Origin of the sequence: Microbacterium sp., assembly GCF_052102115.1 — a bacterium.
Taxonomy (GTDB): Bacteria; Actinomycetota; Actinomycetes; order Actinomycetales; family Microbacteriaceae; genus Microbacterium.
In genome coordinates this window covers 40843-55476 of sequence record NZ_JBQDVP010000011.1, presented here as the reverse complement: position 1 = coordinate 55476, position 14634 = coordinate 40843, and the positions used below count along the sequence as shown (strand labels likewise).

General features: G+C 67.5%; 13 protein-coding genes. 4 read left to right on the top strand and 9 right to left on the bottom strand.

All coding sequences use genetic code 11. The annotated features are described in order from the left end of the window. Positions 1 to 7 precede the first annotated feature (7 nt). On the bottom strand, positions 8 to 2224 hold the full coding sequence (locus tag ACTICP_RS05600; protein WP_441890340.1) for a DEAD/DEAH box helicase: 2217 nt from the start codon (positions 2222 to 2224) through the stop codon (positions 8 to 10). Between the two features lie 238 nt (positions 2225 to 2462). On the opposite strand from ACTICP_RS05600, the gene ACTICP_RS05595 reads away from it, so the two are divergent. Then, the gene (locus tag ACTICP_RS05595; RefSeq protein ID WP_441890338.1) at positions 2463 to 3359 is read left to right on the top strand and encodes an aldose 1-epimerase family protein; all 897 of its coding nucleotides are present in this window, start codon (positions 2463 to 2465) and stop codon (positions 3357 to 3359) included. 191 nt (positions 3360 to 3550) lie between these two features. Here ACTICP_RS05595 and ACTICP_RS05590 read toward each other — a convergent pair whose 3' ends face one another. The 5 genes from ACTICP_RS05590 to ACTICP_RS05570 all read right to left on the bottom strand — a co-directional run bounded on the left by ACTICP_RS05590 (position 3551) and on the right by ACTICP_RS05570 (position 9265). Beyond that, a complete protein-coding gene (locus tag ACTICP_RS05590; protein ID WP_441890336.1) occupies positions 3551 to 6982 on the bottom strand; it encodes an efflux RND transporter permease subunit in 3432 nt (1143 codons plus the stop codon). A gap of 17 nt (positions 6983 to 6999) precedes the next feature. Next, positions 7000 to 7566 carry a TetR/AcrR family transcriptional regulator gene (locus ACTICP_RS05585; protein WP_441890334.1) on the bottom strand — a complete coding sequence of 189 codons (567 nt, stop codon included), beginning with the start codon at positions 7564 to 7566 and terminating at the stop codon, positions 7000 to 7002. Between the two features lie 72 nt (positions 7567 to 7638). Then, the gene (locus ACTICP_RS05580; protein ID WP_441890332.1) at positions 7639 to 7998 is read right to left on the bottom strand and encodes a fluoride efflux transporter FluC; all 360 of its coding nucleotides are present in this window, start codon (positions 7996 to 7998) and stop codon (positions 7639 to 7641) included. After that, positions 7995 to 8360: a fluoride efflux transporter FluC gene (locus tag ACTICP_RS05575; RefSeq protein WP_441890330.1), complete on the bottom strand. Its 366-nt coding sequence runs from the start codon at positions 8358 to 8360 to the stop codon at positions 7995 to 7997. Before ACTICP_RS05575 ends, ACTICP_RS05580 begins: the two co-directional genes overlap by 4 nt. 122 nt (positions 8361 to 8482) lie before the next feature. Further along, on the bottom strand, positions 8483 to 9265 hold the full coding sequence (locus ACTICP_RS05570) for a MerR family transcriptional regulator (protein ID WP_441890328.1): 783 nt from the start codon (positions 9263 to 9265) through the stop codon (positions 8483 to 8485). Positions 9266 to 9419: 154 nt separating this feature from the next. On the opposite strand from ACTICP_RS05570, the gene ACTICP_RS05565 reads away from it, so the two are divergent. Further along, positions 9420 to 10259 carry a DUF4097 family beta strand repeat-containing protein gene (locus tag ACTICP_RS05565; protein WP_441890326.1) on the top strand — a complete coding sequence of 280 codons (840 nt, stop codon included), beginning with the start codon at positions 9420 to 9422 and terminating at the stop codon, positions 10257 to 10259. Continuing rightward, on the top strand, positions 10256 to 10888 hold the full coding sequence (locus ACTICP_RS05560; RefSeq protein WP_441890324.1) for a PadR family transcriptional regulator: 633 nt from the start codon (positions 10256 to 10258) through the stop codon (positions 10886 to 10888). The genes ACTICP_RS05565 and ACTICP_RS05560 overlap by 4 nt, the downstream gene beginning before the upstream one ends. Positions 10889 to 10942: 54 nt before the next feature. Here the strand turns inward: ACTICP_RS05560 and ACTICP_RS05555 are convergent, their stop codons facing one another. Then, positions 10943 to 11485 (bottom strand): universal stress protein, encoded by a 543-nt coding sequence (locus tag ACTICP_RS05555; protein ID WP_441890322.1) that lies wholly within the window; start codon positions 11483 to 11485, stop codon positions 10943 to 10945. 148 nt (positions 11486 to 11633) lie between these two features. Here ACTICP_RS05555 and ACTICP_RS05550 point away from each other — a divergent pair, with 148 nt between their 5' ends. Next, the gene (locus tag ACTICP_RS05550) at positions 11634 to 11822 is read left to right on the top strand and encodes a DUF3073 family protein (protein ID WP_441890320.1); all 189 of its coding nucleotides are present in this window, start codon (positions 11634 to 11636) and stop codon (positions 11820 to 11822) included. Positions 11823 to 11868: 46 nt separating this feature from the next. On the opposite strand, the gene ACTICP_RS05545 is transcribed toward ACTICP_RS05550, so the two are convergent. Continuing rightward, complete coding sequence (locus tag ACTICP_RS05545; protein ID WP_441890319.1) at positions 11869 to 13176, bottom strand: MFS transporter; 1308 nt, start codon at positions 13174 to 13176, stop codon at positions 11869 to 11871. Beyond that, on the bottom strand, positions 13173 to 14630 hold the full coding sequence (gene purF / locus ACTICP_RS05540) for an amidophosphoribosyltransferase (protein WP_441890317.1): 1458 nt from the start codon (positions 14628 to 14630) through the stop codon (positions 13173 to 13175). Before purF ends, ACTICP_RS05545 begins: the two co-directional genes overlap by 4 nt. Positions 14631 to 14634: the final 4 nt, after the last annotated feature.

The window sequence follows — 14634 nt, the reverse complement described above, 5'->3', positions numbered from 1 at the left end:
CGCTCGATCAGGCCGTGAGCTCGGCCGCACTCGGCATCCGGCCGGCGACCTCCTCGATGATGTCGTCGCCGACGCGGGCCTGTTCGAACGGCGCGTCGATCTCGGCGCGGTCGAGCAGCTCGGTCATCCGCCGCTGCCGCTGCCGCGTGATGAGTGTGACGACGCGGCCCGCACGACCCGCGCGGCCGGTGCGCCCGGAGCGGTGCATATACGTCTTGTACTCGTCGGGAGCGTCGGCCTGGATCACCAGATCGATGTCGTCGACGTGGATGCCGCGGGCAGCCACATCCGTCGCCACCAGCACGTTCACGCGACCCGACGCCATGCGCTGCAGGTTGCGTGTGCGCTTGGCCTGGTTCAGATCGCCATGCAGCGAAACGGCCGGGATGCCGGCGTCGTCGAACTGCTCGGCGAGCATCTCCGCGTACGCACGCGTGCGCGCGAACACGAGCGTCTTGCCCGCACGGTCAACCATCGAGGTGAGGATCTCGGCCTTGTCGCGGTGGTCGATCACGAGCACGCGGTGGTCGATCGTGCTCGACTCCTGGTCTTCCCCGGCGACTTCGTAGACGGCCGGGTCGACGAGGAACTCCTCGACGAGGGCTGCGACCTCGCGGTCGAGTGTCGCCGAGAACAGCAGCTTCTGGCTGCCGTCGGCCGTGTGCCGCAGGATGCGCTGCACGGGCTCGACGAAGCCGAGCTCGCACATGTGGTCGGCCTCGTCGAGCACGGCGATGCGGCAGTCCGACAGGTCGAGCTTGCCCTGGTTGATCAGGTCCTCGACGCGACCGGGGGTGCCGATCACGATGTCGACGCCCTTCTTGAGCGCACCGACCTGACGCCCCTGCGGAACGCCGCCGTAGATCTGTGTGGTGAACAGTCCGACGCTGCGGGCGATCGGCTGCACAGTGCGGTCGATCTGCAGCGCGAGCTCGCGCGTCGGGGCAAGGATGAGCGCACGCGGAGAGCGCCCGAACTCCCGCCGTTTGCCGGCCTGCGACTTCAGGATGCTTTCGACGAGCGGAGCTCCGAACGCGATGGTCTTGCCGGATCCGGTGCGTCCACGGCCGAGCACGTCGCGGCCCTCGAGGATCGACGGGATCGTCGCCCCCTGGATCGGGAACGGAGACTCGGCTCCGAGGCTCTTCAGCGTCTCAACGATGTTCGAGCCGAGCCCGAGATCAGCGAACGTGGTGCCCTCGACCTCGGGGGCGGCGACGACCTTCGCCTCGAGCCGCTCGTGCACGACGTCTTCGGTCGGTTCGAAACGGCCTGCCGGGGCGGTCTTGTTCCAGTCGTCGCGGCTCGGACGCTGGGCGCGATCGTCGCGTCGCGGACGGTCGTCACGCCGGGGGCGGTCACCGTACGAGGGACGATCATCTCGACGCGGACGCTCGTCACGGTTGAACCGTGGACGGTCACCCCCACGGTCGTCCCGACGCGGACGCTCGTCACGATTGAACCGAGGACGGTCGCCTCCACGGTCATCCCGACGCGGACGGTCACTTCCACGGTCATCCCGACGCGGACGCGCGTCACGATCGAAGCGAGGACGCTCGCCTCCACGGTCGTCGCGGTTCGGGCGCTCACTCGCACGGTCATCCCGACGCGGACGCTCGTCACGATCAAAGCGAGGACGCTCGCCCCCACGGTCGTCGCGGTTCGGACGCTCGTCACGGTTGAACCGCGGACGGTCGCCCTGGAACCGAGGACGATCCCCGCCGCGCTCGTCGCGACGCGGACGGTCGTCGTAACGCCGCTCACCGTAGCGACGCTCACCGGCAGGACGATCGCCACCGGAGCGCGAACGCTCCCCGTACGAGCCGCGCTCGTCGCGGTGATGGGGCGCTTCCCGACGGCCGGACTCGGCACGACCACGGATGCCGCGGGCCTCGTCACGACCGGCACGCTCCTGGTCGGTCCAGCGCCGCTTGGGCGCGCCGGTTCCCTCTTCGGCGGGGCGATAGCCGCGATGGTTCGGGCTCTTGCTGCCCGGGCGACGGTCGTAGCCGCGGTCCGACGTGCGGGAGCGGTCCGACGTGCGGGGCCGATCCGATGAGAAGCCGCGCTCGCCAGCATCCGATCGCTCGTTGCGACCGCCCTCCGGGCGACCGGCACCGGGCCGGCCACCGGCGTGACGGTCGTGGAACGACGTCTTCTTCGCGTAGCGCGGCTCGAAGTTACGGGACGGACGACCGCCCTTGGGCTTGCCATTCTTGGGCATGGTGTTTCCTGACTGTCTCTGACACGAGAACAGCGCCGCTCGCGCGCACAGAGATCAGCGCGCGGCAGTCATACCCGAGCATCCGTCGGCCGGGGCCATTCATGTGATGGTTTATGAACCATCGGCCCTGGGCTCACACTCACGCTCATCCCGCACATCGCGGGTGCCCGAAGCCGACCCGACGATTCTACCCGAGACGCCTGGGAGAGAGCCGCGATGGGCCTCGTAACATGGCACTGTGACCTCTCCTTCCCCCACCGGCATCCAGACCCATCTGACGCGCGGCGGCGTCACGGCGCAGATCGCCCAGGTCGGCGCATCCCTCCGCGGCCTCACCGTCGGCGGTGTCGATCTCGTCGCCCGCTACCCGGAGGAGATCCCGGCGCCGTCTTGCTCCGGGGTCGTGCTCGCGCCGTGGCCGAATCGGATCCGCGACGGCGCCTGGCGCGACGGTGACGACGTCCGCCAGCTCGCGATCACCGAGCCGAAGCTGCGCAATGCCAGCCACGGACTGCTGCGGTTCACGGCGTACGAGATCGAGCAGACGGGTGCCGCGGCCACCCTCTGCGCGACGATCCACCCGCAGACCGGCTACCCGTACGAGATCGCGACAGCGGTGACATACACGCTGACGGACACCGGCATCGAGGTCACCCACACGCTGACGAACCGGTCGGATGCCGCGGCCCCCGTCGCCCTCGGAACGCACCCCTTCGTCACCATCGGCGATGTGGACCCTCGAAATCTCGTGCTGCGGATTCCTGCCGCCGCCCAGTTCGAGACAGACGAGCGGATGCTGCCGACTGAAGCCGTCGCGGCCCCCGAAGAGCTGCGCAGCGGAGTGCGCCTGGGCGGCATCACCCTCGACACGGGATTCACCAGGCTCACCCGCGACACGGACGGCCGCGTGCGACACACGCTCACCGCGCCGGACGGCCGACGCGTCACGCTGTGGCAGGGCGAGGGATTCGACTTCGTGCAGGTCTACACGACGACGAACTATCCCGGTCAGCAGCTCGCGGTCGCGATCGAACCCATGACGGCACCGGCCGACGCGTTCAACAGCCGCCTCGGCCTGCGCCGCCTCGCAACCGGTGAGACGTGGACGCTGTCCTGGGGGATCGAGCTCGGCTGACTAGCGCTGGTTTCGAGGGTCTCGAGTCTCGAGGTTTCGACTCGCCTGCGGCTCGCTCAACCCGTTTCGTCTCGCTGCGCTCGCTCAACGCCCCGCGGAACTGCGCTCGCTCAACGCCCCGCAGAACTGCGCCTCACTCAACGCCCCGCAGAACACCGCACGGCAACAGCTCTGCGGCGACTGCGGGAGCGTCAGTCGTTGTCCGGCCCCAGCCCGCGTTCCCTGATCTCGCGGCGAGTCAGGGCATGGTCGTTCGAGGTCGCGACGGCCGCTGCCGCCGCCGCTGCTGCCGAAGCTGCGGCCGAGGCCGCGGCAGCCGCCGCGGCGAGCGCAGCCGAGCTGTTGTCCCGCATCCGCGACTCCGCCTCGTAGACCAGTTCCGCGTCCCGCATGTTCTCCCTGCGCTCGACGGTCGTCCCGGTACCCGCCGTCGACGGTGCCTCAGCTTCATCCGAAGGCGCATCAACGAACGCGACCGGTGCAGGCAACGCCTCGGCAGGACCGGAATCGCCGTCCGGTGTGCGCGGCGGCGTGTCCGTGCCCCCAGCGTCCCCGGCATTCCCAGCATCCGGCCCAGCCTTGCGTGCCCGACGACGCTCGCGCGCCCCCTCGACGAGGTTGTACAGCGTCGGCAGCACCACCAGCGTCAGCACAGTGGACGACACCAATCCGCCGATCACGACGATCGCGAGCGGCTGCGAGATGAACCCGCCATGACCGGTGATGCCCAGCGCCATCGGTGTGAGCGCGAAGATCGTCGCGAGAGCTGTCATGAGGATCGGCCGCAGACGCTTCTCGCCACCGGCCATCACGGCTTCGGCAGTCGGCAGTCCCTTCGCGCGATACTGGTTCACCAGGTCGACGAGCACGATCGCGTTCGTGACCACGATGCCGATGAGCATCAGCACGCCGATGAGCGATGCGACGCCGAGCGGGACGCCCGTCGCGATCTGCAGCAGAATCGCCCCGGTCGCCGCGAACGGCACCGACACCAGCAGCAGCAGCGGCTGCCGCAGCGACTTGAAGGTCGCGACCATGACGACGTAGACGATCAGGATCGCCGCGAGCATCGCGAGCCCGAGCTGCGAGAACGAGTCCGCCTGCTGCGATGCGACGCCGCCGACCTCGGCCGAGGCGCCATCGGGCAGGTCGACGGCCTCAAGGGCCGCCGTCACCGAGGCGGTCGCGGTGGCGAGGTTGTCCGACGAGGGCGGCACCGTGACGGTCGCCGTGCGTCGACCCTGCTCGGTCGTGACCGAGGTCGGCCCCTCGGCCTGTTCGACGGTCGCGACATCCTCGAGCTGAATGATTCCCGCAGCGGTCGGGATCTCCAGCGCACGCAGCTCGTCGACGGTGGCCGGCGGCTCGGATGCTGCGAGGTTCACCGTCAGCGCGGTGTCATCGAGCTCGACCGAGCCGATCTGCTGCGGCCGCATCGTGCTCGAGACGAGCGTGCCGACTGCGACTTCCGAAAGCCCGCGCTCTGCGGCGGCCTCACGGTCGACGACCACGGCGATGTAGGGCAGGGATGCTGCCAGATTGTCGGTGACCTGACCGATGCCGTCCCGTCCGTCGAGCTCGTCGCTCACGGCCGCGGTCGCTTCGGTGAGTGCCTCGCCGTTCGGGGCGGTGATGTTCACCTCGATGTCGGTCGAGCCGAACCCGGCGGCGGCGTTCACGCTGATCTCCCCGACATCTTCGAGGTCGTCGGTGGCATCCAGCACATCGGCGCGCAGCTGCTCCTGGTCGACGTCGGCCGAGGTCATGATCGAGTACGTCACACCCGCTCCGCCGGAGAAAGCGTCCATCAGGGATGATCCGCTGGATCCGATCGACACCTGCACGTTCTCGATGCCATCGATGCCCTCGATGGCATCTTCGACGACGGCGGCCGCGGCATCCTTCGCCTCCAGGCTCGCGGTCGGGCCGAGGTCCTGTGTGACGGTCATGGTGTTCTGGCCGGTGTCGCTGAGGAAGTTGATCTTCATCAGCGGTGCCGCCGCGAGCGTGCCGCCGAGCACGACGACGGCGAGGATCACGGTGAGGCCCGAGTGCTTGAGCGTCCAGTTCAGGATCGGGCGGTATCCGCGCTGCAGCGGAGTGGGCGGAGCATCCGGGTGCTCGGGATCGATGACTTCGCCGTCGGCGTTCTTCAGCTCCTTGCCGGGCTTGAGGAACCAGTACGCCAGCACTGGCACGATCGTCAGCGCCACCAGGAGCGAAGCGACCATGGCGATCGTCACGGTCATCGCGAACGGTCGGAACAGCTCGCCGACCATGTCTCCGACGAAGACGATCGGCAGGAATACCGCGACCGTCGTGATCGTGGATGCCGTGATTGCCGCGGCCACCTCGCGCACCGCGAGCCGGATCGCATCCCCCTTGTCGGCATCGCCGACATAGTGTCTCTTGATGTTCTCGATCACGACGATCGAGTCGTCGACCACGCGCCCGATCGCGATCGTCAGCGCGCCAAGGGTGAGTACGTTCAGCGAGTAGCCGAACGCCTGCAGCCCGATGAACGTGATGAGCACACTGGTCGGGATCGAGATCGCCGTGACCAGAGTCGAACGGATCGAAAGCAGGAAGACGAGGATGACGAGCACCGCGAAGACGAGGCCGAGCAGACCCTCGGTGGCGAGCGTCTCGATCGACTGCTCGATGAACGGCGCCTGATCGAACACGATCGTGAACTCCGCGTCGGGGAAGCTCTCTCTGAGCTCATCGATCGCCGCGATGACGCCGTTCGACACCTCGACGGTGTTGGCGGCGGGAAGTTTGGTGATCGAGATCGACAGGGCGTCCTCGCCGTTGACGCGAGAGATCGACGAGACCGGTTCGGAATCCAGCGACACGGTCGCGACGTCGCCGATCGTGGCATCCGTTCCGACCAAGGGGAGGGCGGCGATCTCATCGACGGAAGTGATCTTCGCCCCGGTCTGGACCGTGAGCGTCTCATCGTTCTCAGTGATGTCACCGCCCGGGAACAGCGTGCCGTTCTGTTCCAGCGCGTCACGTATCGACTGGTTGCTGGCTCCGGCCGCGGTCAGATCCGCCTGGTCGGGCGTGATGGTGATCTGCTGACCGAGCCCGCCGACGATCTCGGCGGCGTTGACGCCGTCGACATCCTCCAGATCCGGCACGGCGACGTTCTCGAGGTCTGCCTGCGCGGTCTCGGCATCGTCGAAGCCGGTCACGGCGACCTGGATGACGGGGAAGTCGTCGATCGACACCGACAGCACCTGCGGCTCGACGTCGTCGGGCAGCTCGGAAGAGATCCGGTTGATCGACTGCTGCATCTTCTGCTCGGCGGTGGCGAGGTTCTCACCATAGGCGAACGTCGCCTGGATGATCGACGCATTCGTCGTGCTCGTCGCACTCGTCGACTCGAGCCCCGGAACCCCCTGGATCGCGGTCTCGATCGGCGTGGAGACGTCGTTCTCGACGACCTCGGGCGAAGCGCCAGGGTAGTTGGTCATCACCACGAGCGAGGGGAGCTCGAGCGACGGAATGAGCTCCTGCTTGAGGTTCGTCAGAGCGAGCCCGCCGAAGATGGCGGCAACGATCGTGATGAGGGCGATCAACGCACGGTTGCGCAGACTCAGGACGGCGAGGTTCGACACGATTGTTCTCTCTCGGATCAGGTGTTGCGGCTGTCGTCGCCGAGGATCCCGGCGAGTGCTGTTTCGATGATGTGGCGAGGCAGCGGAACGTCATTGATCTGCGAGTGCCAGAGTACGCCGTCAATGAAGACGGCCGCTGCCGTTGCCCGTTCCGCGCCGTGCACCGGCTCGAGCACGGCGACGAGATCGCGTGACATCGTGCGGGCGAGCTCACGGATCTTCGGATCGTGCACCGCAGCGGTGACGACGGCTCGGTCGGCCTGCGCCGCTGGCGCATCGCTCAGAGCCTCTGCCAGGAAGGCGGCGATCGCCGCCGGTGTCGCGCCCTCAGCGGCGAGAGTGTCGCGCATCCGCTGCAGCTGAACATCGACGTGTGCGACGAGCAGCTGCACGGCGGCCTCGCGCAGGTCATCGAGCGTGTCGAAGTACTGTGTCGTCGCCCCGAGCGGCACCTCGGCGCGCGCGGCAACCATGCGGTGCGTGATCGCGTTGACGCCGACCTCGACGATCAGTTCGGCGGCCGCGCGCACGATCGCGTTGCGGCGAGCCTCCGGATCGCGGCGGCGTCGCGGGGAATCCGACATGATCCTCCTGGACATCTGTACATGTACATTTGTACAGAATGCTTGCTGTGGGGCGGCTGAACGACGTCGTCGTCAGAGCATCATGCCGACGCCGAGCCCGCCGATCGCGGCGAGGATGGATGCCGCGAAGGTCCCGATCACATGCCCGATCGAGGCCGGTCGCTCGCCATCCCGCCACAGCGCGAGAGCGTCGAGCATCGCCGTGCTGAAGGTCGTGTACCCGCCGAGGAGACCCGCGCCGACGATGGTCACCGCATCGGGGATGGATGCCGTTAGCACCCCGAGTGCGAACGCGCCTGTGACGTTCACGACGACGATCCCCCACGGGAATCGACCCCGTGTCAGCGTCATAACTCCGGCGTCGACGACGTAGCGCAGACCGGCGCCGATGCCGCCGGCGACAGACGCGAGCAGAAAGAGGAGCGGCGTCATGCGCGGCGCCTCCTGCCCAGCCGCAGGCCGAGCACGGCCGCAGCGATGCCGAGCCCCAGGGTCAGCGCAGCGTAGATCGCGGCGAGGAGCGGAACATCCGCCCACAGCTCGACCGACCCGACCGCGAACGCACTGTAAGTGGTGAACCCGCCCAAGATGCCGGTGCCGAGGAACACACGCACCTCAGAAGACCTCGGAAGCCGTGCGGCCAGCACCCCGATGAGCAGAGCACCGGCGACATTGACGATGAGTGTCGCCAGGGGAAAGCCGCCCGCATCGGGCACAAGCAGCCCGATGCCGAGTCGAGCGGCGGTGCCCAGCATCCCGCCCAGCACGACGAGAATCAGGCGGCGGAATGTCACGCGGCAACTCTAGCCGCGGCATCCATTCGGGCGGAGAAAACAGCGATGGGCGGAGGGATGCTGATCATCCCTTCGCCCATCGGCGAGAACTCCGCCCATCGGTGGGGCGGTTTCACCCGCTATCAGAGGTTCGCCTCGGCGTAGATGCGCAGCGCGTCGCGGACGAACTCCGCGCCGCGGGTGCCGCCATCGGCCGTGGCGTAGTTGGCGCCGAAGCGCGTGTCGGCGACGTACATGTCGCCGATCCCGAGCACGTAAGCCTTCGCGTCGCCGCCGGGGACGGATGCCGGCGTGCCGGGCACTCCGGTCAGCCAGTCCACGTGGCGCTTGGCGAGAGCCTGACCCTCATCGGATTCCGGAGCGACGCCGCTTTCGGCGGCGGCCACCCAGTCGCTGGAGAGATCGGTGACGCGCTGCTGCCACTCGGCCTTCTCGGCGGCGGAAAGGTTCCGCCACCAGCGGTCGCCGTCGGCGTACGCCTTCTTACCCCAGCGCTCTTCGACCTCGTCCTTGTACTGAGTGTGATCGAACCCGTCCAACATGTTCTCTGCCATGAGAGATTCACCTGCTTTCAATGCGTTGATGGTTGTCTCGACCGACGCGATCTGCCGCGTCAGCCTGTTCTGCTCCTCGCGCAGGTACGCGAGGTGCGTCTCGAGAGCGGATGCTTCGTGCGCTCCCTCGCGGGAGAGCACTTCACCGATCTGCGGCAGCCCGAGTCCGAGCTCCCGCAGCAGAAGGATCCGCTGCAGTCGCACGAGGGCCGCCTGGTCGTAGTGCCGGTAGCCGTTGTGCGCGATGCGCGACGGGGCGAGCAGCCCGATGTCGTCGTAGTGACGCAGCGTTCTGCTCGTGGTTCCCGCCAACCGTGCGATCTCTTGGATCGACCAGTCGTGTGCACTCACGGCATCCTCCTTCCGTTCTCGATTTCTCCACCGTAAAAGTTGACGTTACGTCAAGGTCAAGCCGATTCTGAAAACGTTCTTGATCATCTCGCGATATATCGTGTTACTCTCGTTCCAACGCGATATATCGCGACCCATCTATAAGGAGAACCTCATGACCGAGAAGTGGCTCATCGCCCCCGGCGAGGAACGCGTCATCGACATCGCCCAGGCGACCCGACTCAAAATCGGCCTCGTCGGCGGACAGGTCGACGTCATCGCCCACGACGAACCCGGCATCCGCATCGAAGTGAGCGGCGTGACCGTGAAAGACCTGCGTGTCGAATCCGACGGAACGCAGATCGAGATCGACCACCCGCAGCTCGGGTGGGACAACTTCCTCGAGGTGTTCCGCAACTTCGGCTCTGGCGGCCCCCGTGCCGAAGTCAGCGTCGCCGTCCCCCGCAGCATCGCCCTCAACCTCGGCGTCGTCAGCGCCGGCGCCCTCATCTCGGGCCTCACGAACGACGCCCGACTCAACACCGTCTCGGGCGACGTGATCGTCGACACCCACACCGGTGACCTGACGCTGAACTCGGTCTCCGGAGATGTGCAGGTGCGCGCCCTCACGGGATCGGCGCACGCCAACAGCGTCTCGGGAGACGTCGCGCTCACCGGTTCGGTGCGCAAGGCCACCGTCGACACGGTCTCGGGCAGCATCTGGGTGGACGCCACCGGCGCCCTGAACACGATCAACCTCAACACCGTCTCGGGCAACAGCACGATCCGCCTGGAGGAGACGCTGCCGGCGAACTACGTCGTGCGCTCGATGAGCGGCGGCGTCATGATCGACGGCATCGATCGGCGCAACTCCGGGCCGACCAACTACACCGGCTCGACGGGTGAACTCGCGGGCTCATTCGTCGACGTGCGCACCAACTCGGTCTCCGGCGACACCACGGTGCTGCGCCGGCCGCTGACCACCGTTGCCGACGATGAGGAGTGGGACTCATGACCCCCGCCGTCTTCTCGCACGGCGACCTGCGCCTGTACCTGCTGTCGCTGCTCGCCGAGACGCCGCAGCACGGCTACGGCATCATCCAGGCGCTCACCGACCGTACCGGCGGAACGTACACGCCGAGCGCCGGCACGATCTATCCGCGACTCGCGAAGCTCGAAGAGGAGGGCCTGGTCACAAAGACCGTCGACGGCCGCACCACGATCTACGCGATCACGGATGCCGGGCGCGCAGAGCTCGCCGGCCGCGAGGGCGACCTCGCCGGCATCGAGTCCGGCCTCGCCGATTCGGTGCGGCTCATCGCGAACGAGGTGCGCCAGAGCGTGCAGGACGCCATGAAGAGCCTGCGCGCCGATCTCGCCGCCGCCGCGAACGACGAACGCACGGCCGCCAAGGCTCGCCCGTCGACCGCGCGACCCGTGCCCGACGAACGGGTCTCCAGTCGTGAGCAACTGCACCGGGCGGATGCCGCCGTCAACGCGTTCCGCGCCAGGGTGCGGACGGATCTGCGGACTCACGTCGCCCGTGGCGGGGTGCTCGCGGAATCTGTTGTGACAGAACTCGAGTCAGCTCTGGATACAGCGGCCCGCGCCGTGACACGCGCTCTGAGTTCGAAGGACGACTGACTCAGGAGAATCCGCGGGTCGTTGAGCGAGCGCGGCGAGACGAAGCCGCGCTGGCTACTCCGTCCAGATCTCGGACTGGTCGTCGGAGACGGCCTCCTCCAGCGGCACCACCAGCACGGAACGGTGCTGACGGTGGGCGAGCCGGGCGGCCACCGAGCCGGTGAAGAACTCGCGGATGGACTCGCCGAGACCCCGCTTGCGGGTACCGACGACGATGAGCCGCGCGTCGACCTTGTTCGCGAGCTGCTTGATCGCCAGGGCCGGGTCTCCGACCAGCTGGCGGGCCGTCCATTCGAGCCCGCTCCCCTCGAGGGCGGATGCTGCGGCGGCCTGCACCTCGTCGAACTCGGCGGCCCCGGCCTCGACGTTCAGATCGATCGGGGCGGAGTGCACGTAGCCGTCCGGATCCTCGTACGTCACGAAGCGCGTCACATCGACGTGGACGACGATCAACGGAGCGCTCAGCAGCTTCGCGTAGCGCGCGGCCTCCTCCAACACGTGAGAAGACTGTTCGGGTTGCATGCCCACGATCACGGCCTTCTGGAGTGCGGCGTTCTGGGCCGATTCGTCGGACGAGGAGGAGGCCTGGTCAGTCATGGATTTCGTTCCCTTCACCTGCCGGCGAAGGCCAGAGGACCTGGCCCTCGTGCTATTCTAAATGCTACTCTTACCGGCCGCACGCCGGTGTCGTGAAATGCTCCGGGCTTCCAAACCCCGGGGCCCAACTCGTAAGGGGGTCTCGCGCATGGGCCGTGGCCGTCAAAAAGCGAAGCACACCAAAATCGCCCGCGAACTCAAGGCATACAGTCCGTCCTTGAACACGTCCGCACTTGAGCGAGAGTTGGCTCACCCGTCAGATGACGAGGACGCCTACGTCGACAAGTGGGCCGACGAATACGCAGACGAAGACGAGGACGAACTCGAAACGGCCTGACTTCTCCTCGTAGGACCTACGAGGAAGTGCCGGCGACGGTCAGCCGTCACCAGCGCCCGTGTCGACGCTCCCACTCGTCTTCGACCGTGCGCCGTCGACCGGCGACCAGGCCGAACGGGATCGCCACCACGAGGACGGCTGCGATGACGAGGAGCGGAATCGTCCATCCGCCGGTGGTCTCGTGCAGCACGCCCATCAGCAGCGGGAACACCGCGGCGAAGACGTAGCCGGAGCTCTGCACGAAGCTGCTCAGCGCCACGGCACTCTCGGGGGTGCGGGCACGGATGCTGATGAGCACGAGCGCGAGCGGGAACAGGATGCCGACGAGCCCGAAGAGTCCGGTCCACAGCCAGATCGTGACCGCGTCGGACCAGAACAGCAGCCCGGCGACCCCGATGAGACCGCAGGACACGGCTACCGCGAACAGCGCGCGCGTCGCCTGGAAGCGCACCACCAGCACCGGCACGAGCAGCGAGGCTGGCAGCCCCATGACTGCGAACAGCGAGAGCAGGAGCCCTGCCACAGCGGGTGACACCCCGGCGGCATCGGTGACGATAGCCGGGAGCCACGCGAACGAGACGTAGGCCATCGTCGACGACGTGCCGAAGACGACGGCGATCGCCCACGCGAGCGGCAGCCGCACCAGCCGGGCGAACACGCGCGAGCTCGCCGGTGTCGTCACGATCGGTCCGGTGGACAGCTCAGCGGGGTCGGCACTGTCCGCAGCGTCGCGGTATGCGGGCTCGGTCGGCCGGGCGGAGGGAACCGGTTGCGCCGCGGTCCGACCGGTCACAAGCATCAGGATCCACGGCAGCGCCCCAGCGAGCGCGAACACACCCCAGAACCCGAGCGACAGGCGCCATCCGGCGGCATCCGCGATCGGCACCGCGACCAGCGGAGGCAGGAACGTCGACAGCGCCATCGCCGTCGTGTACAGCGTGAGCATCATGCCGATGCGATCGGGGAAGTATTTCTTCACCAGGGGCGGAACGAGGATGTTCCCCATCCCCACGCCCGCGAAGATCAGCGCCGACGTGAGCAGCAGCGGGACGGCTCCGAAGGAGACCCCACGCAGCACGAGCCCTGCGGTGATCACGAGAAGCGCGACTGCCGTGACGCGTTCGATGCCGAATCGTCGCTCGAACAGCGGCGTCGCCAGTCCGAAGATCGCGAAGCACACCGGAGGGGCCGTCCCGATGAGCCCGACGATCGCCGTGGGCACCGCGAAGTCTGCGGCAACGTAGTCGAGCAGCGGCGACAGCGACGCGACGGCCGAGCGCAGCGAGAACGCGCACAGCAGGATGCCGAGGACGGCGAGCACGCGTCCTCGCCAGAGCGGCTGCGGGGCAGTCACGACGTCTGCGAGCTCTCCACCCAGTCGAGGTACTCCTCGGTGACGGTGCCGGTGACGTAGCGGCCGTCGAAGCAGCTCATGTCGAGGTCGGTGATGTCGGAGCCCTCGACAATGGACGCCTTGAGATCCTCGACCTCCTGGTACACGAGGTAGTCGACGCCGAGCTCCTGAGCGATCTCGGGGATCGTCCGGCCGTGCGCGATGAGCTCGTGCTTGGAGGGCATGTTAATGCCGTACACGTGCGGGTACCGCACGGGCGGTGCAGCGGATGCGAACGTGACGGAGAGGGCACCGGCATCCCGCGCCATCTGGATGATCTGCTTGCTCGTCGTGCCGCGCACGATCGAGTCGTCGATCAGCAGCACGTTCTTGCCGCGGAACTCGGTCGACATCGCGTTGAGCTTCTGACGAACGCTCTTCTTGCGCACGGCCTGGCCCGGCATGATGAAGGTGCGACCGACGTAGCGGTTCTTGTAGAAGCCCTCGCGGTACTCGATGCCGAGCTTGCGGGCGACCTCCATCGCCGAGGGCCGGGCGGAGTCGGGGATCGGCATGACCACGTCGATCTTCTCGCGCGGCACGTGCTTGGCGATCGTGTCGGCCAGGCGCTCCCCCATCCGCAGACGCGACTCGTAGACGGCGATGCCGTTCATGGTCGAGTCGGGGCGGGCGAGGTAGACGTATTCGAAGGCGCAGGGGGTGAGCGTCGGGTTCGCGGCGCACTGCTGCGTGAACAGCTCGCCCGTGTCGGTGATGAACACCGCCTCGCCGGGTGCGACCTCGCGGACCACCTCGTAGTCGCCGTTCTCGAGGACGAGCGACTCACTGGCGACGACCCATTCATCGTGCTCGACACCGTCGCGCCGGCCGAGGATCAGGGGGCGGATGCCATGGGGATCGCGGAACGCCAACAGACCGTACCCGGCGATCACGGCGATGGTCGCATACGCGCCCTCGATGCGCTCATGCGTCCGGCTGACCGCCTCGAAGATGCGCTCGGGGTCGAGGTCGACATCGGAGGTCGTCGCCTGCAGCTCGCCGGCGAGCACGTTCAAGAGCAGCTCGGTGTCACTGGAGGAGTTCAGGTGGCGCCGGTCGCGCTTGGCCATCTCGGCGGTGAGCTCGCGTGTGTTCGTGAGGTTGCCGTTGTGAATGAGAACGATGCCGTACGGTGCGTTCACATAGAACGGCTGCATCTCCTCCTCACTGGATGCCGTGCCCTTGGTGGCGTAGCGGACATGCCCGAGACCGACGTTGCCAAGTAGGGACCGCATGTCGCGGGTGCGGAACGCCTCGCGCACCTGGCCCTCGGCTTTGGCCATATGCATGACGCCATTGGCCTCCGCGGTCGCCATGCCCGTGGCATCCTGCCCGCGGTGCTGCAGAAGCAGGAGGGCGTCGTAGATGTCCTGGTTGACCGGGCCGCCTGCGACCACTCCGACGATTCCGCACATGGGG